The sequence below is a fragment of the Candidatus Villigracilis saccharophilus genome (assembly GCF_016711665.1).
In genome coordinates this window covers 168403-187283 of the sequence record NZ_JADJSO010000002.1, presented here as the reverse complement: position 1 = coordinate 187283, position 18881 = coordinate 168403, and the positions used below count along the sequence as shown (strand labels likewise).

Here is an 18881-nt window from a genome sequence, read left to right as displayed (position 1 = left end):
TCAATAAGTTGGATTACGCCTGGAATCCTGATAGTGTTAAATTTTCCTTGGTTTGCTCAATTTTGGCTCAGAGGGATTAATTCTTTTTGGTTTTCTGGGGATCCATGGGATCAATTGACCGGCTGGAAAAAATTCACAATATACTTTTTTTCGATATTGTTTTCAAGTACTGCGATTATTGCAATAGCAAGTTATATAATCCACTGACTTGAACAGTAAGAACTGTTTATCTCAGATGCGCAATATGATAATCTCCTGCAAAACTACTAACAGGAGATTATCATGCACATCGACTTTACCCCATTCCAAGACTGGCTGACCTGCCAGTATCCGCACTCCAGCGCTAGGAAGCATATCATCAGCGACCTGGCGCTTTTCTTTTCATGGGCAGAGAAATCACCCCCTACCACCCCCTAGAAGTTTTTTTATAAGACGTTGACTTCCGCTTATGATTTTTAGTAATTATTTATTCACAATCCTCAACTTCAATGCAAAATGTTACAGGCATCAAGTCTGTGCTTTCATTTTCATTTTCCACAAATCCTCGGAATGCCGCTGCGCCATCGAGAGCTTGAACTGGGACTTCCCAATTCCATTCACAAACCCCTAGCGAATTCGCTTGAATTGTTGGGAATTCTTCAAATACCCAGTTGTTTGACGTATCCCAAAACGCAACTCCCGTGTGACAGGTCACGAGTGGTGATGTTTGAATAATAAATTGATATTTTTCTCCTCGTAATGTAAGTGATGGTGCTTTAACTTCTACTGGCAATGGCGTTGTTTGAGGAAGACTTCTTCTAGGCGCATAACAACTCATTTGTACAGTCAAAATCACAAGAAAAGAAAGGAAGAACTTTATTTTTTTCATGGTGCCCTATCTCGTAAAAATTATGGTGGACTAAATGACCGAATCTCATCCACCCATTGCCAACGATGTAAGTAGTCCTTGTCTGGCGCCTCCCATGTATAACTCAAGCCGCCAGAAACGCCCAGCATTGCCATGGGAGGTCCATAAAGAGCTATTAATCTTGAACTATTAATTGACATCCCTGTACCTGTATCAATTATTGAAATGGAATCACTCAATGACCATCCGAGAATGATATTCTTAAGCTCGTTTTCAGAAGAACCCCATTTTCCTTCAAAACCTCCAGGCACATGCTTTCTTGAATAACCTTCCCAGCGTTCAACTACACCAACACCAAGAGTAGCGCCTAATCCTCCTGTATAGTATTTATTTCCAAATTTATCCCTTATCTCACCTAAATAACCATAACCTCCAAGGAAAAGCCCGCCACCTATAACTAGAAGTTCCGGCATATCTGAGGTGTGGTTATAGTCGCTGTAAAAGCGTCCTTGTGACAAATACCAATGGTACTGCAAGGTTGATGGTCGCCACCATTGGTCTGATATATTTGAACTAAATTCTGCTTTATCGTTTAGTATATTAGGACTTACGCAAGAGCCATCTGAATGGCAGGAGATTTGAGTTGCTGGCGCAGGTAATCGGAAAGAAGTCCATGCTTGAGGTGATAAACCGTTTGCTTGGTTTCATTGGCAACCTGCTTGAGACGCACCCAAACTAAAATGGCACAGGCAATATGATTTCGGACAATTCTGGCTTTGCGACACTGACATCCTTCTAATCCAGTGAGTTGTTTGGTTTCTCGGTGAAACTGCTCGACCTTCCATCGAAAGCTGCACACTTCTCGTACCGCCTGCGTGTCGTCTTGCGCCATGTCGTTGGTCACAACATAGTCCGTGCGCTGTGTAGAAAGCACTACCCGGAAGAGTTTCACCTTATGACTGCCAGGAAATCCTTTGATCTTTACAATCTTGCCTTTCTGTTTTTCCAGTTCCGTCCATTCCAGTGCGTCCACCCGCCGGTAAGGCTGGGTCGCATTTGAATCATCCACCTGACGATTATCTTTGAGTGGACAGTAGTAGATCTTCTCGTACTTTTCGATCGCTAGCATGATCTCTTTCGTCGCATACCAGCTGTCCATCAGGACGGCCCAAAACTGTAGCTGTTTTTGATGAACACAATTCAGGAGCATCTCTTGCACATGGTCCAGTTTCGTCTTCCCGTCTCCATCCGGATCATAGATCCGATAGTCAATGATCCAAAATTGATCCAATTCCGGATTGACATACACACACGTCACAATCCCGATGCCTTTGATGACGCCATGCGCATTTCCGCTGTATTGACGCCGCACCAGCTCAATGTTGTGAGAAAAGTTCTTGTCCGCAACCGTATCGTCAAAGACCAGAAACCCTTTTGGGGTTTGGATCACTTGATTTTGAACATTCTCCCAGGTCAACTTGGGGCTCAGTTTGTCTCCCTCCAAATAACGGTTGAGGGCATCATGACTAAACTTTTCGCTGTGCTCGGCAAAATTCGTCAATGTGTAATTGATCTGGCTGACCAACAGATATTGGCAATAGTCCAGACGACTGACTGTTTGAGTTCTTGGTCTCATACCCTCAAACTTATCTGCTTTTTTCCAGTTCGTCAATCGCTTTGTTTTGCGTAAGTCCTAATATCTAAGAATTGTGACAGGTTATTAAATCCATATTTGTTATTTACAAAAACTAGTTCGCAGCCACTATCATATACTGCCCAATTTCCATCTACATCAGATGCTAGAGGATAATTGGGTCCTTCCATTCCAAAATCGGCCTTAAGAAGAGTAAATCGATCAAAGGCATTCGCTTCCTTTAAGAAGTTATAGAAGCCCCATCGAGCAACGCCATATCTCTCTTGTCCAAAAGCATCGGATAAGTTGATGCCATGTAAACTATTTGTGATTAAACTTTCTGAAAATTGACCGGTAGGATCAAGTGCATTAATTGGATTTCCCTCTACATACATCCACCGGTTCAGGGACAAGGGACGATTCACATCCCCACCCCACGTATCCCTTGACTGGAACCTCCCATCAGCGGGGTTATAAAATCTAGCTCTCAAATACAGCAACTGTGTGGAATCCCCATAAGATGCACTTACGTCGTTATAGCCGCCATTTTATGATTTTACTCTCTTATCATTGAATAATTTCTCGCTTAATTGTATTTAATGCATAACTCATCCAGCAAGGATACTGGATGAGTTATTTCTATAACATTCAATTTTCCTTATCACCTTTCGTAAGGTTGTAAGGTCTTAAGTCCCTTCAGTATACGGTAATGTTTTACGTTAAATGTAGCAAGTTCGGCAGGAACCCCAATTGCAGTTTCAGCAATCAAAGCATCCAGTAAACCGATATTATCGCTTAAGTGGTGAGAAGAGAAACTTGCTAAAGCTCGGTTGCAATCTTCTTCAGTAGGCCAATAAAGTGGATATTCTGACAGAGCCTTTTCCAATTGTCTTTGCTCTCTTGCGTTTTGACATCCCTGTAGTAACTCCATTACCACAAGTCCAGGCACACCAACTTCTTGCGCAGATTTCAGCCATTCTTTGGAAGGTTCATATCCGCGCAAGATGTCTACCATCACATCAGTATCAATTAATATCATTGAACTCGTCTCCGAGTTTGTGCTTGTTCGCGAAGTTTTCGGGCGTATTCCGTACTGTCCTTAATATCTTTCCTGTTTGCCCAAATACCTACCACACCTGAGTTGAGCAGGTCTTTTCCCGTCATAGGTTTATTGACCTGCCGTACGCGCTCAATCAGGCGGGTTGCAAGCAGAAGCTGTTCATTTGGGGACAAGAAGTTAGCTTGTTTTAATATTCTATCAATTGTATCAAGCGCCATTTTTTGCTCCTTTTTCTGAATTATACTACCCTAGAGACTTGCGCACCCAATCGAGTACTTGCATTTTTACCTTGACTATGTGAAAGGACAGTGCAGAAAGGTAAGTGTGCGGGCAAAATGGAAGTTTTTAGAACAAACCGTACGGTTTTTTTGTTTTGCAGTATTAGCGTATTATGACCAGATTTGCTTTGTAAGGAAATTCTAACCGCTATTTGTGCAAAGGCATTAAAATCCCGTTATGATTGATGCATCTTATGGGGATTCCACACAGTTGCTGTATTTGAGAGCCAGATATTACAATCCCGCCGATGGGAGGTTTCCCTCAAGAGATACGTGGGGTGGAGATGCAAATCGTCCTATGTCCATGAATCGGTGGGGGTATGTGGAAGGGAATCCTGTAAATTATTTTGATCCCAGTGGACATATAGCAGAAGGACATGAAGCTAGAACAGCTGATGTTATTAGAGATAAATTGAAAATTTTTTATGGTGTCGAAATTCATAAAGATTGGGGGTACTTGAATGAGTTCTTTCAATATCCAAACATGTACTTTGACCAATCAATGACTCTGATAAATTGTCAATGGGCTGAAGGAGATTGGCGCTCTTTAGATGAACTCGAATTAACCTTTGAAGCAATAAACGATATGAATAAAGTGTTGGGTGAAAAAAGGCTATTTAGCACTGCAATGAGATGGGAGCCCGTTAGGTTTTATCGTGTCTCAACTGATTATATTTATGATCCAAACAAGAAGGGAGCCTATTCACTAAACAATGTGATACTTCCTAATAACGTTTTTGATTCTACCGACGGATGGGCCAAAGGACAAATTGTACATGAACTAGCCCATGTAATAGATTTTCGACAATGGTGGCCACCGTTTCGATTAAGCAATGGCATGGCCGCTCTTACAAAATCATTTAAGATGGCCTTTATGTTAATACGGGCGAGGCAGCACCTAACAGGTATGCACAGAGTCATCTTAGAGAAGATTGGGCTGAGAGTTTTCAAATACGTTGTATATCCGTCTTTTGGTTACTTGGGTCCAATCAGAAAGACTATATCGAAGATGCAATTAAAGCTATTGGGTTCCATAGTCTTGTGGAGAATGCATGAAAATAAAGTATTTAATTTATCAGATTATGCCCACCCCTACTTTTTACCGGATCAAATGGATAAAAGCCCCTTTATGGGCATTCCTTGCGCCGCGCCGTGCTGGCAAGGTCTTATTGTTGGCGAGTCGAATGAAAGCGATGTAATCCCCATAAGATGCAGGAATATCACAACTGAGGAAATTGCGACAAATATTTATACCTGATTTATAAATCAGGTATAATACAGGTATGATGAATATCACATTTTCCCGCAAAGCCACTGAGGTTATATTCCAAGATGCCATCCAGCGTGATATCACCACCGCCCGTCGCACCTCTCTTCTTCAAATTCTATGGAATGAACGCTACCTTACTCGCGCTCAATTAATAGCCAGGGTTGAATACAGGCTTGGAAGGAATTGTTTTGGAATAGCTGCATGGGAGGATGTTTTTTACCGTGATATGCGTGTGGTCAAAAGGGCATTTCAAGCTGCCAATTACATCTTGGATTATAGTCGTAATAGGGAACATCTTGGTTACTACCTTCGTGGACAATCGGCATTATCGCCCGAATTCCAGCAAATAGTGAAAGCTAGTGCTGCTGAAGCAGATCAGCGCCAGATTGATATTTACCACCAGCTATCTGCTGCAGCCCGCTTTCGACAGGGATGTGCCATTAGCGATACTGCCCGAAAAGTGGTGGCCTATCGAATCCATTTGGAAAATCCACGACTTACTCCCCAGGAAGCCAATCGCATGGCATTACAACGAGCGTACATACTATGAATGATAAACCACTAGACATTACTGATTTTCTCAAACTCATTCTTGAAGCACTCAAGGCTTCTGGAATCGAATATATGATCGGCGGTGCGATAGCTGAGTGGGCTTGGGGTGAACCACGGGCAACTCAAGACTTGGATATTGTCATTAACCTGCCCATCAAGGCGATTGGCAAGTTTTCCAAGGAACTTGAGAAAAGAAAAATGCTCGTCCCAGCCGACATTATTTTGGATACAATGATGGAAGACCGGGCAGACATTCCGTTGAATGCGATCCATATGTACAGCGGTCTCAAAGCGGACATATATTTGATGCGGGATGGCGACACACTTCGGCAGAGCGCATTTCAAAGAAGGACAATTGTTGATTATGGTCCGCCTATTGGGAAGGTATATGTTCATTCCCCGGAGGACTTGATTCTCTACAAGCTCATGTATTTGGGATTGAGTGGGCAACCCAAACATGCCCGGGATATTGCAGCGATTCTTCGGGCGAAAAAAAATCAACTTGAGTTTGGGTATATCGAAGAATGGGTTAACCAACTGGGATTGGGTTCTGTTTGGAAGGAAATGCTAGACACCATTGTATAAAAATCCTTATTTCTATATAACCCGTTTTCAAGATGACGCCTGTTTGGGGGAAAAGTAAACTGTGTCCAATCCCCATAAGATACATCAATACGTTTGACTTTTTTACCGCTTCTCAAAGTCTACCATTAAGTAATATATTATCTACGAGCTTCAGGTAAAGTCAAAAACACCACCTTTCCACTGAGTTGTCATCTTATGGCTGTAGCAAAGTCGATTGACAGGATTTGAAGTTCATGGCGTCATCTGAACAGATTTTGTCGAAACTACTATTTTTCGTTTTCTATGCGAAGCCGAAGTGCAGAATTCCTGACTTTGCTACAGCCATGGTTGTCATCTTGCTAAATCTGTGGTTTTGAATTATTATTCACAGCATGAATAATAACGCGAGCCAAAACACTTATCGTGAACGCTGGCTTACACCTCTACTTCAAGATGCAATTAAGGATCATCCAGTCATTGTCTTGACCGGTGCTCGACAGGTGGGTAAAAGTACACTCCTTTTTAATACTGAACCTTTCCGTAATTGGCGCTTTCATACTCTTGATGATTTTGATGTTTTGGAACAAGCGCGTTCAAATCCTGAATCTTTATGGGCTGGAACCAATCAAGTTATCCTGGATGAAGTCCAAAAGGCGCCGGAACTTCTGCTCGCTGTCAAAAAGACTGTGGACCGAAACCCAGGTAAATATCAATTTGTATTATCTGGTTCTGCCAATTTGCTATTGATGAAGCAGGTAAGTGAAAGCCTGGCAGGCCGTGCAATTTATTTTGTGCTTGATCCCATGTCCGTTGGAGAAATGAATAACCAGCCTTACCCGGATATTTTAGTACGTGTCTTGAATGGTGAATTCCCTGAAGAAAGTTCATTAACTGCGGATCTTCCTGATCCAGCAGAGTTTATCCTCCGGGGGTTTATGCCCCCACTCCTCAGTTTGGATTCTTCGCAAGCATGGACAAGGTGGTGGGAAGGGTATGTTGCGACCTACCTTGAGCGTGATCTTCGGCAAGTTGCTCAAATTGATGCGCTGTTGGATTTCCGCAGAGTTATGGTATTAGCAGCTTTGCGCTCCGCTCAGTTAATTAATCAGTCTGAGATTTCCCGGGATGCGGGACTATCTCAACCAACCACACATCGGTATCTAAACTTGTTGGAGACCACCCACTTGTTCGACCGTTTACCCGCTTATACGGCAAGTCATACAACTCGGCTATTGAAATCTCCAAAGGCATTTTTCAACGATCCTGCATTGGCGGTTTTTCTATCTGGCTATTTTGAATTGGATGATCTTCGTAAAGCACGCGAATATGGTTCGTACTTTGAGACATTTATTTATCATCACCTGAGAATTCTGACACGTTTGATGACTCCGTCAGCACGTCTTTATTTTTGGCGCACTCTCGAAGGGAATGAAGTTGATTTTGTTCTTGAATATGGCAGGCACCTGCTTGCTATAGAAGTGAAACTTACAGATAATCTCGGATATCGTGATACAGCGGGTCTGCGGTTATTCTTTGAAAAACATCCAAAGGCATCTGGTGGTTTGATTATATATGGGGGAACAGAGATCAAGCGCTTGGATCAGAAGATTGTTGCAATCCCATGGTCTTTGATAACAGGGTAAATCCATCTCTTTAATTAGCCCGTGCATCTTATGGGGATTCCACACAGTTGGTGCATCTGAGACCCAGAAATTCAAGAGTGTAAACATCCTCACGCCTACAGTACGCGTTTGAGAACATGAAGGTTGAAACCCTTGTGATGGTGGCGGATGAGAATTAGCATGCCGCGGGATTATACGAGTCGATCGGTTTTCAACCCAGGGAACATCAGTTTGGAGTTGATTGGTGGAAGAAAAGCGGACTGTGTGTCGGGAATCAGTTTTACATCAACGACGTATCAGTGACCATCGGGAAAATAAGGATGCCTCTGATGTCTCCCATAAATGTAGGCTAACAAAAATCTGTCGGGCGATGAGGCGCGATATGTAACCGACGCCCGTTACATGTCACTGGTGATCCTGCCCCATTCCAGAATGGGTAATTTTCCGAACCTGCCCCAATCGGCCAGGACCACGGCGGTGTTTTGAGGCAGTTCTGCATACCCTTTTGACAGCCTGACGAACCCAGCGTGTGCTTAACTGGGTGTACACCAGGCGGACCCCGGTTAAGGCGCAAAACTTCACGGCCTGGTTCAATCGAAAGGCTGTGACGTTTGTGATCTGGTCAATGCTTCGATGTTCATCCCCGACTTCCAGCCAGAAAAGTGTTTCATAACCGTGGGCCCGGCCCCAGGCCAAACCATCCGGGATCACGCGCGAACCCGGAATGCGCACTTCGCTCCAGCCGGTCCATATCCTGGCCAGGGGCCAGGCGGATTGTAGCCAGGCGGTCCAGAGGCGTGCTAAGCGGCGGTGTTTACTCCCGATCTGCCACAGGTACGCCTCGCGTCGGGTGCGAAAGCTCACTCCTTTTGGGACGACCCAGCTTTGCAAGGCCAGGTGTCTTCCGCGCGGCAGGATGTGCCAGAGCGGGAAGAGGTCGTTCTGCCGCGGTCTGAAAAGACGGCGATGTAGCCTGTGTCCGGTTTTATACACGACCAGCCCCCTGCAGGACAGATCTGCCAGAACAGTTTTGGTTTTTTCCAGGTCCAGGCCGGCCAGGGCCGCGATCTCAATCTCATTTCCTTTGATCATCCTGCCCAGAGCCTGCAGGCAGCGCAGTTCGGACAGCGGCAGGTCTGGTATAACTTCATCTGAAACAGGTGGCGCGGGCGGACGGGAATACAGCAGGGTGGGAGGGGATGAAAAATCCAGATAATGAACCGTGATACCCGCGCGGGTCACGGCATATGGCACTGGAAGTCTGTTTTTCAGAGCGTTGTGGACTTCGGCCGCGAACCACTCTCCGGGGCCATCGACCTGTATCCAGACCGAAGCGCTGGACCTTATTTTTTCCATTTGAGTCAGTATGCGGCGCAGCGGTTCCTTGTAATAGAAGGGGGCAGGCAGGCCAGCGCGGAGACGCGCAGGATAAAAGTGTCCGACCAGCCGTCTTCGAAGTGCAGGCTGGTCCAATCTGAAAAAGTGATGTTTCCGATGCGGACCGTCACGCATCAGTCCGAACAGCCGATGGGGATGATCTCATCTTCTGTGAAGTAGGCGCGCGGGTCGAGCCAGACGAAACTGCCCGCCTCAGTCCTGTGCTTGATGCCGTAATGCAAATGCCCGCCCGTGCTGTTGCCGGTGTTGCCGCTCAACCCGATCAAGTCGCCGTATTCCAGGACTTCGCTCTCGGACACTTCAATGCTGCTCAGGTGTGCCAGCCAGACCTGGTAGCCATCATTCTCAATAACAACCAGGTTTCCCCACGGTCCATTTTCCGCAGCCCAGACCACCTGGCCGGCGAGGGTCGTGTAGATCGGCGTGCCTTCATTTACAGGCAGGTCAACCCCGCTGTGACTCTCGTAGCTTGGATCGTGAAAGACACAACCCAGCAACGGCTTGTCATACCACGTGCTCCAGTGCTGAATGGGTCCCTTCATCGGCATGCCGTGCACGCTGGACTTGGAACCGACATACTCTGCCCAGCGCACGGCGCTGATGCCGGCTGCGGAGGATGGGGGCCGCGACCCGTTGTCGGCAGTTTCTGAATGCTGGGGGATATCCAGCATCCAATCGGTCACACTCTTTTGCGCCCAGGGGGGCAGTTGGGGAATGGTGAGCGCGACCAGGATCACATACCCGATTACAAAAGCAGTCCCGCATACGAACGGGACTGCCATCATCGCGATCGCGAAACGCAGGATGCCCTTCACTTACAAAACTCTGCCCATGCGGTCCATGTGGATCTCGCCTTGCTGACCGGGTTGTAATCCCATCGAGGCTTCGATCGACAATCCATTGCGGATCATGCGCATCGAGAGCCAGTATGACACACCCGAGCCGATGATGACCGGGGATAACAACAGGGGATTGGCGGAATACAATCTGCCCGTCTCGGGCGTCGTGATCGCGATCACGACCAGGACGGAAGGCGGAAAGAGTGCCAGGAATTTAGCCTGCCACTCCACTCCTTTGGCCGCAGCGCGGGCACGTGATAATACTTCCACCACGGTTCCCAATGTCTTGCGCAGGGATGCCACCAGCGGACCGATCTCGATGCGGCCTTCAATGGATGCGAGTAATGAAGTGGCCACGATATCCACTGCTGGATTGTCCCAGATGGTTGTCCATTCCCGCACAGCCAGCGCGGCTTCGTCAGCCGGCGCGCTGCGCAGGCGCACCACCAGATCGTTCAACACCAGCCTGCCATCCGGTCCGACCGCCTGCGCGGCATCATTAAGCGCGTCCCCCAAAGGCCTGCCCTGTGACAGCAGAGTCTCAACCACACTCAGTCCGCGCAAAATATCCCTGGCCTGCTTCAGGCGAAACTCCTGGCGCTTGTCAGATAACGACCCCGCATACAGCAGCCCGCCGGCGATCGCGAACAGCAGCGCGGGGAAGACGCCCAGGAATATTCCGCCGGCCAGTCCAGCGCCGACCCAGACCAGAAAGCCATATACGATCTGATTAAAGGTCAGTCCTGTGCCCGTTTGTTGCGCGAACTTTTCGGGATCAAATCTTTTCTGTGGCTGCGCGATACCCATCGCGCGCGCCATGCCGGCTTCATCCACACTGCGCCGCCAGCCGAACGCGATCGGGATGGCGGCCAGCGCCAGCGCGCCGATCAGGGATAATAAAGTTTCCATTTCGTTGCTCCTATTTGAACCAGATGGATAATTCCGCGGCTCCGCCATGCGCAAGCCAGTCCGCGAAATAAACGCCGACAACTCCCAGAAGAACGGTCAGCAGTGGATAGACTCCGACTTCGTCCCAGGCCAGATCGATGGGTAGGAAAAAGGTCAGCGGATCGAAGGATGGCGAGCTGCGTTCTTTTTTTTGTGTTTGTGGATTTTCAGTGGTACGGGTTGCAGCCTGTTGATTGACATACTTGCGGCTCTGCCTTGCGTACCGAAAGCGGCGTGATAGCCAAACTTCCGGCGGGACACGGTCGGGTCCGAGGCGCAGCAGGGCCAGTGCCATGAAGAGCACCAACACCAGGAAGCCAACCACCACTTTGCCCACAAAAGAGAGGGGCAGGAATAAACACAGCACGGCCAGTAATGCGCCGCCCCCCAGGATGCCAAGATCGCGGTCGTTGAACATGGTTTCCTAAAAAGGTGCCGCCGGCTGGAAGCTCTTGAGCATTTCGCCGATCTGCGGCAGGAACAGAAAGGCGAACAACACAATGATCACCAGCCCCACGACTCCGATGATGGCCATCGAGGTCATGCGGCTGGCACCGAAGGCTGCCCCGGCTGTGCCCTGCAGGACATAATACAGACCGCCCAGCAGCGCCACGACGATCAAGAGGCCGGCCATGAAGGCCCAGGCGTCACGGGCGATGGCGAGGATCTGTTGCAGAATGGGATCAAACATTTTTTTCTCCTTTAAGAACTAACAGGTTCCGAGGAACCAGGCGGCCAGAGGGATGGCCAGACTCGCCAGGAGCATGCCAAAGATCGCTTCGGCACATTCGATCAGCGCGTGTGCGAAGGAGGAGCTCCCGCCGATTGAGGCAGACAGGGCGGAAAGAAAGGCTGCCTTCAACATGCGCAGCGCCGCGAGTCCCCCGATCAACGCGGATGCAAAGGTCCCCAGTTCACTGATCGGTCCGCAGCCGGAGGCGTTTGGAAGGGAGGATTGCAATGCGGATACGATCTGCGGGATCCCAAGAAAGGCAAACAATCCGATCAGCATGACCGACAACAATGCCGAAACTGATTCCCAGACCCACAGGTTCGCTCCCAACACGCCTGCCGCGCTGACTCGCAGTACCTGCGCGATGCCGGCCAATAGAACAAATGCAAGCAATGCGCCTGCCAGAGCCATCCATGCTTCACGCAAAAAAGTCAGTAATAATGAAGAGGCTTCATTCATGAGGCAGATCCATCGGCGCGTGTTTATGAAATTCATCCGCAAGGGCGGGATAAAAACGTTCCCCCCAGAACTGCATCGGGAATCTGCGGACCGGGCCGGTGCGGTCTTTGAGGGTCAGGACTTCCAGGGGAGTGCATTCACATTTCTGCACATCGCCTTTCCTTCGAACCACCAGCACGCGGTCGGCTTCATACGGGACGCGCTCGTCGCCCAGCAAAGCCGACAGGTCATCGCCATCATTGAAGTTCTTTGCCTTCAAGGCCGCCGCTGCGATGACTGCCCAGCCATGTTGTTGCGCCATCTCCCGCAAGGAGGCGGCAGCCTCCCCGCTGCGTCCTTCGGTATTCATCATGCCTGTCAGTCCGATGACTGGTACCCGGTTGAGATAATCCACCGCGATCAGGGCGGGGCCTTTCATGGGAAAGGCATACTCATGAATCAACATGTCCTCCAAAGCGCGCACGGTATCTTCCTGTGAATTCAAGGACAGCAGCACCGCTTCACTTGCGCGCGCAAGGGTGGCCTCCACTTTTTCCAGCGGCGCTTTTTTATGCGGGCCGCTGGTCATGGCTTCCACTTGCAGCAGCAGTCGATAACGCAATTCCTGGGAGGTGTGCTCGTAGCATCCGATCACGGCAGGGAATCGTGCGGCAGCCGCTTCGAATAACATGCGCAGCAGCCAGGATGTCTTGCCGATGCCTGGCGCAGCGGCCAGCAAAGTCAGTCCGCCGCCCCAGAAGGTCAGACCGGCAAAAAGTCCAAAAGGAATATAGGGTTGGGGATTACCCAGGGTTCCGGAGCGCGGCATATCCTCATGATATGCAATTGTGGGCGGGGGAGAATCTTTGCTGTCGCTAAGTGGTCTGCAGGATTAATTGATAAAAAGAAATGCAAGCAATCCAAGCAGCAACCCCGGCAGGGCGGGAATGGGTCCGGCCTGTCTGCGCACCCAAAACTTGCGCCAGACTTCCAGTCCCAACAATGAAAGGATCACTGCGGGGAAGGGCAGGAGACAGGCCAGTCCACTGATGGCAAGCAGGTCGGCGCGCCCGATCAGACTTTTGCGATAACCATAGCCTGTCAGCAGGACCGGCCACGCGGATGGGAAGAATAAAAGCGGGACTGTGTACAGTCCTGAACTATTTCTTAGCACGCCCCATGCGCAGGCAAATAGAATCATCGCAGTCTGGATGGGGGTCACAGGCGCGGCGATCAGGATCGTCCCAAATAAAAAAAGTTCTATGCCCGGCACAAGCCGATAGCGCAGGTCAGCGAAGCTGAATAACGTAAATGAAACCAGTGCGAAAGATTCAGTCAGGGTCATATCTGATTGTCTTTTTTATTGGTTGGGGTGAAGGTCAGCATGCCTTGAACCTGATTGGCATTTCCAAGTTCGGCGGCATGATAGAGCGGATCTGGTGAACCTTTAATTTCATTGGGATGATCCAGATAGGCCTGAACTATTTTTGCTGTTTCTTGCGGATATTGCGCGGCGAGCACGTTTGGATCCAGGCCATGTTGGGTGACATGCGGTGACATGGCTTGAAAGCCGCGCTCAAAGTCATCAGGCGACCCTTTGAAGCTTGAACCGATGGCTGAATTCACGGAAGAGGAAAAACCGAAATCCTGTGTTTGGGATTGTGGCGGACTCCCCTGGGTTTGACTTGCATTGAAGCGCTGCATGCGTTGACCGAGTTCGGCTTGCCGCGCGGATAGTTCATGCCCATGCGCCAGGGAACGGTTGTATGCGGCTGGTGCGTGCAGTCCCATCGCATCCAACGTCCCCGCCTGTTGGGTGAGTTGCTGGGCGGCATTCAAATGACTCATGGCTGCCTGTCCATTGCCTGTTACAGTACCTGCTGCGGCTGAACTTGCAGCACCTCCCTGCCGCCCACTGGCGGCCAATGCGCCGATCGAGACGATCTGTTGCGCGGTCTTTAGCATCTGCCCGAAGGCGTCTGCGGTGGTGGAGATGGTCATCCTCCCAAGGATGCCGGCCAGCGAGAGCAATAATCCGGTTGCGCCCCAGAGCCAGATCACGCGGATGATGGCGGATAACAACCCCTGCCTGTCGAACAGGGACCCGGCTGCGATGCCGGCTTTGAAGACCCCGCCGGCCACAATGGGCAGCAAGGAGATCAGTACAACCGCCTTGATCCATAGGGAACGCAGCCAGGCCGCCTGCGGAAGAACACTTGCGATCGCGATCGGGGGAGCGAGAACAGCCAGAATGAACAGGACCGCGTTGGCGGAGGCAAAGGCAAACAACATCCCGCCGATCGCGAGCAGCGAACCGATGGATAGACCCACGGAAACCAGTCCGCCGATGAAGCTCAGATTGGAAATCCCCAGCACCACTGAAGTGGCTGTGGTGGAACTGACAAAGTTCATGGCCAAGCCCCCGGCTTCCCCGATCACTTTTCCCACCATCCACCAGCCCAGCCGCACGACCAGGTCCAGAAATGGTCCGGATACGACAGCGAGTACGCCCGCTGTGACCCAGTCGCCGATGACGCGCAGTCCAGAGTCGTCATCACCGAGCAATCTTCCCCAATGATATAAGGCCAGACGTAGAAGAAATAACGCGGGGGCCAGTGCGGCTGCCACGGGCAGACTCGACTGCGCGGCGCGGCTGTAATCGCCCTGACTGGGCGCCTGCACGATCTCCCCGATGACCTGGGTCCAGCGCGCCACTTCCTCGCTCATGGCGCGTACTTCCTTGTTGGCAGCCTTTGAAAGATGTTGGTCAAGGCCTTCGAGATGGTTTCAGTTGGAAAGACCAGATGATGAAAGATCTGCGAGATGCTGTTGATGATCGACCCTCCCGCGCGGTGGCGTTGAAGTTGGTGTGGGAGGCGGTGTTGTCGTGACATCCATCGACGGTCTGGAACTGTCTGGAGGTGTGGCGGCTTTTGCCATGCCGCTCAACGACAGCATGGCAAGCAACAGAGTCAAAATGATATAGGGACGGGCTTTTTTCATAGATCCTTCAAGGCGAATGGTGAGATGAGATCTCTTTTGAAACATTGATTTTGATATCCACATTTCTTGCAGATCGAAGGTTGACGCAGAGCGTGCAATGGGTGATGGGGGCCGTGCCTGGCAAGATCTGAGAGATGCTGCACCACCCGTTCGAGTTCCCTGCCGGACAGCGTTTGATCAAAGACCTGGGCCAGACCGTTCTCACAGTCAAGCGAGAAAATTCCCGGCGTGTTTGGCCAGGGGTGATCTCCGGTCGGGCTACATTTTTCCATCAAGGAAAATCGGACCTGATCCTGTTCCAGGTTTGATACCAGCAGTCCGATCTTATTCTCCACCACATGACCGACTGGAACTTTCCACAGCCACGCGTCGAATTGCACAGGCAAACGGGTGAAAGACAGGATCAGGGATACCTTGTCACTCTTCAGGGCATAGCCTGATTCAGAATCAACATTCAATCCTGCGCGCCAATCATGGACCAGGTATGCCCAGGTGCGTACATATGTAAAAAGATTGCGCCAGTCCCCACCCAGGGAATTGATCGCGTTCTGTGATCCAAAGCGGTTGATCAATTCGATCTTGGGTCTGGTGAAGAATGGCAGGAGTTCGGGCGCCTGGATGGTCGGGTGTTGGGAACGAAAAATGCGGACCCGCTCGATATATTGCCTGACCTCTTCGAGTTGCCCATCGAAGCCATAGCGGGTGAGATGCTCTCGCAGAGTCCCGCCGCTGGTTAGATCCAGCAGGCATTGCCAGACCGGGTCAAAAGGCGGGACAGGATCCGCGCCGGCCAACCACCAGTGCGCCGTCATTGGACAGAATAGATATGCAAGCGCTGACAGGATCGGATGCGCGCGCGCATTCTTGCGGTTGAGCAGGGCGAGAAAAAGGTCAGTGTACATACCAGCATAATAGGACAAATGGAATGGTTCGCCATGCGGCAGGAGTCACAGAATTGGTTATTGAGCGTGACTGGATCACCCTCCAGAGTAGCTGCATGAGAGCGCTGAGAAGGAATGATATGAACATCATGAGCAGAGCCTGTGATGAATGCTCAACAGGTAATACCCAGAGCACGGTAATCCAGAGCTTGACATCGCCCGCTCCCATCCAGTCACGTGCCCAAGTGAACAACAAAAGAGAGCAGGCCAGCCACAATTCGAGTGAACCTGGAAAATGCGCGATCACTCCAGTGGCAAGGATCGGAACGATGCACCAGTTCGGAATGCGACGGGTGCGCAGGTCAACCAGGCTGAAGACTAAAACATAAATGAGCAACCAGATCATGGTTGCTCATCATAGTGGAATTACAGTGAGGGTGTATGGATGGTGTCGGTATCGATGGAATATGGATTGATCAACTTCCTGATATTATCACTGCGTCTGAATCGCTACAGGCGGTCATCACTCGTCCGCATACCCCTTCTTGTCATCAATTTACTCGTATGTGCTGTCAAGAAGGGGACGGGAGGTTTATACTTGGCGAGGAGTTGACGCAGGGAGAGGGGATGCCTGCTCGATTCAAAATCATAATGAGGTTTTCAAATGATCCTAAAATTTTCAGGAAAGATAACATTGTGGGATAAAAATTTTGACCTCTTTGGGCGTGAGCCGTATATGATGGTCAGCGTCGGCGGAGATACCCTCTACCATGAAATCATGAAAACAGAAATTGACGGGCATGTTTTTATGGATGTGAACGGTGAACGTATTGAGGGAGAAATATACTACGACCAGGATAGCGAAAGCCCAAGCCTAAGGATCGGCGAGCGAGATATTCTCGGTTTCTTAAAGTAGTCTCGCAGAACAGGAAGCGCAAGTATGGCTTTCTGACAAGCCTTTTAGCGCGAGCCAGGTGAGCAAGATGGCTAATTTTTACGCGAACAGGGATGAGTGGGATAAGGCAATGAGATACTTTGCAGAAGCCATGTCTTTGGATACGCAAAACCCAGAGCACATTTTCAGATATATTCAATGTGTTACTGGAGCGGATAAAATCGCGGAGGTGGGGGGTGACGCAGTGCTAGATCTTACCAGCCAGGCCATTAACCTGAAACCTGTGAGAGAAACATTGTTTATTCTATTGAACATGCGTGCGGCCATTTACGACGGGCTTGGGAAAACCGAAGAGGCAGACCGCGAGCGTGTATGGATCGAAAAAATCCGTTCAAGCGCGCCGGGAAACTTAAGGGATAGGATCCTTGAAGGGGAAGAAATAAAAGCCCGACGTAGGTCTGATGACAGACCTGCTGGAGAGGACTCAACTAATCTGGACGCCAGACTTTAGTTTTGGGAGCGATCAAGATGTCTTTGGAAGAAAAAATCATTGAGAACGCAAGACGTTATGAGTCGGATGGAAAGAAACAAGTCCATTCAGCGACTGGGAAAAACGAGACCTGGTATAAAAGTATTCATCTGCATTTTGAGGGCAAGATCGCGCCGCTCATGAAGGAAGCAGGGGAACACTTTATTGAATATCATCCGGTCAAGTTTTCGTTTGGAGAGTCTACAGGATACAAGCAAGGTCTTTCGAGTGGCAAACTTTACCGGCATACTTATGGAACATATGGCAGCGGTTATATTTGCTTTTCGGATCAAAATATTTACATCAATGCCTTGGATGCGCTGACAAAAGAATATCCGCTATATCCCAAAGGCACCCAGGGTTTCCTGGATACTATTTTAAGCGGGCTGCAAGGTGAAATGAACGATCGAAACCCGTGTGTGGGAGACAAGATTTGGAGCATTGATTACCCCTCGATCAATGGCGCGCAGATCACACCATTGGATGGGGAATATAAAGAGATCCTTTTGCTTATGACGACCACGGTTGACTGGCAAATCCATGAACATTTTAAGGAGACACTGCCGGAAATGCTGGAGACAATCAAATTGGGCAGGGCCGGCAAACTGACGGCTATTTGGAGCAAGCCGAACGCGGCGAGTTTGTTAAAAAGCCTAACTGAACTAAAGAATGCGGGAATTATTTCTGAAGCAGATTTTGAGAAGAAGAAGCAACAATTGTAAAAATCAAACATGGTTGTCATGTGTAAAACTCGCCTGGCAACAGACGCACAACTTTTATTTTCAGTTAACAAGGACGGCACCGATGAATGAAAAAGAAGCAGATATTTTGGAGCATGGGATCACTTCGGACTATTGGGAAGAATATACGCGGGAACTGGCCTGGGAAAAAGAATCAACGCAGGCGAAGCTTTACATCGCGGGTACCTTGAGTGGTTTTTCACATGAATTTGTTTTGAAAGTAATGTTGGAGCAAGCATCCATCCATGGGACCCATTTTAAGAACCTGGGATTCTTTATTTGGAAAGATTTCTTTAGCCAATTGAAGTCAAAAACATTTGAAGTTGAAAGTAGTTATGCAAAGGAAATGGAAACGCGCAAACCTGACGGAATGAAGGTAATCAATATTCCGTACGAGGATTACAGAAGAATCGCAATCGATGAAAGAAATAGATTTCCGTATTTATTTTTAGCAAATGGTGATCTCGATGAAGAACTGCTTGGAGAAATTCATTTCAACGCAACACACTCAATGTCCAGTGCGGATATTAAGGACAAATATGATAAGGACGCTTTCATCGCAGGGACTTTGGTGGGATGTAGCGGCGTAAAATTAGAAGAGCTTGTACACACGAATGAAATGATACGACAGCTGGGCTGGTGAAGCGGTAA

28 protein-coding genes are annotated in these 18881 nt (G+C 49.2%); 9 read left to right on the top strand and 19 right to left on the bottom strand.

The window, feature by feature from the left end:
- Positions 1 to 282 precede the first annotated feature (282 nt).
- A complete protein-coding gene (locus IPL17_RS01200) occupies positions 283 to 417 on the top strand; it encodes a hypothetical protein (RefSeq protein WP_345305247.1) in 135 nt (44 codons plus the stop codon).
- A 49-nt stretch (positions 418 to 466) separates the two neighbouring features.
- Here the strand turns inward: IPL17_RS01200 and IPL17_RS01195 are convergent, their stop codons facing one another.
- The 6 genes from IPL17_RS01195 to IPL17_RS01170 all read right to left on the bottom strand — a co-directional run bounded on the left by IPL17_RS01195 (position 467) and on the right by IPL17_RS01170 (position 3758).
- On the bottom strand, positions 467 to 868 hold the full coding sequence (locus tag IPL17_RS01195; RefSeq protein WP_345305246.1) for a hypothetical protein: 402 nt from the start codon (positions 866 to 868) through the stop codon (positions 467 to 469).
- A gap of 20 nt (positions 869 to 888) precedes the next feature.
- Positions 889 to 1320, bottom strand: a complete 432-nt coding sequence (locus IPL17_RS01190) for a hypothetical protein (protein WP_345305245.1) — start codon at positions 1318 to 1320, stop codon at positions 889 to 891.
- A 134-nt stretch (positions 1321 to 1454) separates the two neighbouring features.
- A complete protein-coding gene (locus IPL17_RS01185; protein ID WP_345305332.1) occupies positions 1455 to 2483 on the bottom strand; it encodes a transposase in 1029 nt (342 codons plus the stop codon).
- A gap of 32 nt (positions 2484 to 2515) precedes the next feature.
- Positions 2516 to 2980, bottom strand: coding sequence for an RHS repeat-associated core domain-containing protein (locus IPL17_RS01180; RefSeq protein WP_345305244.1), 465 nt, complete (start codon positions 2978 to 2980; stop codon positions 2516 to 2518).
- A 161-nt stretch (positions 2981 to 3141) separates the two neighbouring features.
- On the bottom strand, positions 3142 to 3519 hold the full coding sequence (locus tag IPL17_RS01175; protein ID WP_345305243.1) for a PIN domain-containing protein: 378 nt from the start codon (positions 3517 to 3519) through the stop codon (positions 3142 to 3144).
- Positions 3516 to 3758, bottom strand: coding sequence for a hypothetical protein (locus IPL17_RS01170; RefSeq protein ID WP_345305242.1), 243 nt, complete (start codon positions 3756 to 3758; stop codon positions 3516 to 3518). Before IPL17_RS01170 ends, IPL17_RS01175 begins: the two co-directional genes overlap by 4 nt.
- A 238-nt stretch (positions 3759 to 3996) precedes the next feature.
- Here IPL17_RS01170 and IPL17_RS01165 point away from each other — a divergent pair, with 238 nt between their 5' ends.
- The 4 genes from IPL17_RS01165 (at position 3997) to IPL17_RS01150 (ending at position 7847) form a co-directional block, all read left to right on the top strand.
- On the top strand, positions 3997 to 5076 hold the full coding sequence (locus IPL17_RS01165) for an RHS repeat-associated core domain-containing protein (protein WP_345305241.1): 1080 nt from the start codon (positions 3997 to 3999) through the stop codon (positions 5074 to 5076).
- 25 nt (positions 5077 to 5101) lie between these two features.
- Entirely contained in the window at positions 5102 to 5638 is a 537-nt protein-coding gene (locus tag IPL17_RS01160; protein WP_345305240.1) for a hypothetical protein, read from the top strand.
- Positions 5635 to 6225, top strand: coding sequence for a hypothetical protein (locus IPL17_RS01155; protein WP_345305239.1), 591 nt, complete (start codon positions 5635 to 5637; stop codon positions 6223 to 6225). Before IPL17_RS01160 ends, IPL17_RS01155 begins: the two co-directional genes overlap by 4 nt.
- A gap of 371 nt (positions 6226 to 6596) precedes the next feature.
- Positions 6597 to 7847 (top strand): ATP-binding protein, encoded by a 1251-nt coding sequence (locus tag IPL17_RS01150; protein ID WP_345305238.1) that lies wholly within the window; start codon positions 6597 to 6599, stop codon positions 7845 to 7847.
- Between the two features lie 384 nt (positions 7848 to 8231).
- On the opposite strand, the gene IPL17_RS01145 is transcribed toward IPL17_RS01150, so the two are convergent.
- The 13 genes from IPL17_RS01145 to IPL17_RS01085 form a co-directional block, all read right to left on the bottom strand.
- A complete protein-coding gene (locus tag IPL17_RS01145; protein WP_345305237.1) occupies positions 8232 to 9182 on the bottom strand; it encodes a hypothetical protein in 951 nt (316 codons plus the stop codon).
- A 5-nt stretch (positions 9183 to 9187) separates the two neighbouring features.
- Positions 9188 to 9334 carry a hypothetical protein gene (locus tag IPL17_RS01140; RefSeq protein WP_345305236.1) on the bottom strand — a complete coding sequence of 49 codons (147 nt, stop codon included), beginning with the start codon at positions 9332 to 9334 and terminating at the stop codon, positions 9188 to 9190.
- Positions 9335 to 9337: 3 nt separating this feature from the next.
- On the bottom strand, positions 9338 to 10039 hold the full coding sequence (locus IPL17_RS01135; RefSeq protein WP_345305235.1) for a M23 family metallopeptidase: 702 nt from the start codon (positions 10037 to 10039) through the stop codon (positions 9338 to 9340).
- On the bottom strand, positions 10040 to 10972 hold the full coding sequence (locus IPL17_RS01130; protein WP_345305234.1) for a hypothetical protein: 933 nt from the start codon (positions 10970 to 10972) through the stop codon (positions 10040 to 10042). It lies immediately after the preceding gene.
- Positions 10973 to 10982: 10 nt separating this feature from the next.
- Positions 10983 to 11429 carry a hypothetical protein gene (locus IPL17_RS01125; RefSeq protein ID WP_345305233.1) on the bottom strand — a complete coding sequence of 149 codons (447 nt, stop codon included), beginning with the start codon at positions 11427 to 11429 and terminating at the stop codon, positions 10983 to 10985.
- A gap of 6 nt (positions 11430 to 11435) precedes the next feature.
- Positions 11436 to 11702, bottom strand: coding sequence for a hypothetical protein (locus tag IPL17_RS01120; protein ID WP_345305232.1), 267 nt, complete (start codon positions 11700 to 11702; stop codon positions 11436 to 11438).
- A gap of 18 nt (positions 11703 to 11720) precedes the next feature.
- Entirely contained in the window at positions 11721 to 12203 is a 483-nt protein-coding gene (locus IPL17_RS01115; protein ID WP_345305231.1) for a hypothetical protein, read from the bottom strand.
- On the bottom strand, positions 12196 to 13011 hold the full coding sequence (locus tag IPL17_RS01110) for a DnaB-like helicase C-terminal domain-containing protein (protein ID WP_345305230.1): 816 nt from the start codon (positions 13009 to 13011) through the stop codon (positions 12196 to 12198). The genes IPL17_RS01115 and IPL17_RS01110 overlap by 8 nt, the downstream gene beginning before the upstream one ends.
- Positions 13012 to 13074: 63 nt before the next feature.
- On the bottom strand, positions 13075 to 13527 hold the full coding sequence (locus IPL17_RS01105; RefSeq protein WP_345305229.1) for a hypothetical protein: 453 nt from the start codon (positions 13525 to 13527) through the stop codon (positions 13075 to 13077).
- Complete coding sequence (locus IPL17_RS01100) at positions 13524 to 14909, bottom strand: hypothetical protein (protein WP_345305228.1); 1386 nt, start codon at positions 14907 to 14909, stop codon at positions 13524 to 13526. The genes IPL17_RS01105 and IPL17_RS01100 overlap by 4 nt, the downstream gene beginning before the upstream one ends.
- A 60-nt stretch (positions 14910 to 14969) precedes the next feature.
- A complete protein-coding gene (locus IPL17_RS01095; protein WP_345305227.1) occupies positions 14970 to 15185 on the bottom strand; it encodes a hypothetical protein in 216 nt (71 codons plus the stop codon).
- A complete protein-coding gene (locus tag IPL17_RS01090; protein ID WP_345305226.1) occupies positions 15182 to 16087 on the bottom strand; it encodes a hypothetical protein in 906 nt (301 codons plus the stop codon). Before IPL17_RS01090 ends, IPL17_RS01095 begins: the two co-directional genes overlap by 4 nt.
- A complete protein-coding gene (locus IPL17_RS01085; protein ID WP_345305225.1) occupies positions 16077 to 16472 on the bottom strand; it encodes an A24 family peptidase in 396 nt (131 codons plus the stop codon). Before IPL17_RS01085 ends, IPL17_RS01090 begins: the two co-directional genes overlap by 11 nt.
- Before the next feature lie 258 nt (positions 16473 to 16730).
- On the opposite strand from IPL17_RS01085, the gene IPL17_RS01080 reads away from it, so the two are divergent.
- The 4 genes from IPL17_RS01080 (at position 16731) to IPL17_RS01065 (ending at position 18873) form a co-directional block, all read left to right on the top strand.
- Positions 16731 to 16982, top strand: a complete 252-nt coding sequence (locus IPL17_RS01080; RefSeq protein WP_345305224.1) for a hypothetical protein — start codon at positions 16731 to 16733, stop codon at positions 16980 to 16982.
- Between the two features lie 67 nt (positions 16983 to 17049).
- Entirely contained in the window at positions 17050 to 17472 is a 423-nt protein-coding gene (locus IPL17_RS01075) for a hypothetical protein (protein WP_345305223.1), read from the top strand.
- A 17-nt stretch (positions 17473 to 17489) separates the two neighbouring features.
- Positions 17490 to 18212, top strand: a complete 723-nt coding sequence (locus IPL17_RS01070) for an SHOCT domain-containing protein (protein ID WP_345305222.1) — start codon at positions 17490 to 17492, stop codon at positions 18210 to 18212.
- 82 nt (positions 18213 to 18294) lie between these two features.
- Positions 18295 to 18873 (top strand): hypothetical protein, encoded by a 579-nt coding sequence (locus tag IPL17_RS01065; protein ID WP_345305221.1) that lies wholly within the window; start codon positions 18295 to 18297, stop codon positions 18871 to 18873.
- The last annotated feature ends 8 nt before the right edge of the window (positions 18874 to 18881 follow it).

Coding starts and splice junctions, on each gene's coding strand:
- IPL17_RS01175 (WP_345305243.1), bottom strand. CDS start 3,519: ATGATATTAATTGATACTGATGTGATGGTAGACATCTTGCGCGGATAT.
- IPL17_RS01110 (WP_345305230.1), bottom strand. CDS start 13,011: ATGCCGCGCTCCGGAACCCTGGGTAATCCCCAACCCTATATTCCTTTT.
- IPL17_RS01145 (WP_345305237.1), bottom strand. CDS start 9,182: ATGGAAAAAATAAGGTCCAGCGCTTCGGTCTGGATACAGGTCGATGGC.
- IPL17_RS01155 (WP_345305239.1), top strand. CDS start 5,635: ATGAATGATAAACCACTAGACATTACTGATTTTCTCAAACTCATTCTT.
- IPL17_RS01125 (WP_345305233.1), bottom strand. CDS start 11,429: ATGTTCAACGACCGCGATCTTGGCATCCTGGGGGGCGGCGCATTACTG.
- IPL17_RS01130 (WP_345305234.1), bottom strand. CDS start 10,972: ATGGAAACTTTATTATCCCTGATCGGCGCGCTGGCGCTGGCCGCCATC.
- IPL17_RS01090 (WP_345305226.1), bottom strand. CDS start 16,087: ATGTACACTGACCTTTTTCTCGCCCTGCTCAACCGCAAGAATGCGCGC.
- IPL17_RS01195 (WP_345305246.1), bottom strand. CDS start 868: ATGAAAAAAATAAAGTTCTTCCTTTCTTTTCTTGTGATTTTGACTGTA.
- IPL17_RS01200 (WP_345305247.1), top strand. CDS start 283: ATGCACATCGACTTTACCCCATTCCAAGACTGGCTGACCTGCCAGTAT.
- IPL17_RS01085 (WP_345305225.1), bottom strand. CDS start 16,472: ATGATCTGGTTGCTCATTTATGTTTTAGTCTTCAGCCTGGTTGACCTG.
- IPL17_RS01150 (WP_345305238.1), top strand. CDS start 6,597: ATGAATAATAACGCGAGCCAAAACACTTATCGTGAACGCTGGCTTACA.
- IPL17_RS01065 (WP_345305221.1), top strand. CDS start 18,295: ATGAATGAAAAAGAAGCAGATATTTTGGAGCATGGGATCACTTCGGAC.
- IPL17_RS01160 (WP_345305240.1), top strand. CDS start 5,102: ATGATGAATATCACATTTTCCCGCAAAGCCACTGAGGTTATATTCCAA.
- IPL17_RS01120 (WP_345305232.1), bottom strand. CDS start 11,702: ATGTTTGATCCCATTCTGCAACAGATCCTCGCCATCGCCCGTGACGCC.
- IPL17_RS01075 (WP_345305223.1), top strand. CDS start 17,050: ATGGCTAATTTTTACGCGAACAGGGATGAGTGGGATAAGGCAATGAGA.
- IPL17_RS01115 (WP_345305231.1), bottom strand. CDS start 12,203: ATGAATGAAGCCTCTTCATTATTACTGACTTTTTTGCGTGAAGCATGG.
- IPL17_RS01095 (WP_345305227.1), bottom strand. CDS start 15,185: ATGAAAAAAGCCCGTCCCTATATCATTTTGACTCTGTTGCTTGCCATG.
- IPL17_RS01105 (WP_345305229.1), bottom strand. CDS start 13,527: ATGACCCTGACTGAATCTTTCGCACTGGTTTCATTTACGTTATTCAGC.
- IPL17_RS01070 (WP_345305222.1), top strand. CDS start 17,490: ATGTCTTTGGAAGAAAAAATCATTGAGAACGCAAGACGTTATGAGTCG.
- IPL17_RS01100 (WP_345305228.1), bottom strand. CDS start 14,909: ATGAGCGAGGAAGTGGCGCGCTGGACCCAGGTCATCGGGGAGATCGTG.
- IPL17_RS01080 (WP_345305224.1), top strand. CDS start 16,731: ATGATCCTAAAATTTTCAGGAAAGATAACATTGTGGGATAAAAATTTT.
- IPL17_RS01190 (WP_345305245.1), bottom strand. CDS start 1,320: ATGCCGGAACTTCTAGTTATAGGTGGCGGGCTTTTCCTTGGAGGTTAT.
- IPL17_RS01170 (WP_345305242.1), bottom strand. CDS start 3,758: ATGGCGCTTGATACAATTGATAGAATATTAAAACAAGCTAACTTCTTG.
- IPL17_RS01165 (WP_345305241.1), top strand. CDS start 3,997: ATGATTGATGCATCTTATGGGGATTCCACACAGTTGCTGTATTTGAGA.
- IPL17_RS01185 (WP_345305332.1), bottom strand. CDS start 2,483: ATGAGACCAAGAACTCAAACAGTCAGTCGTCTGGACTATTGCCAATAT.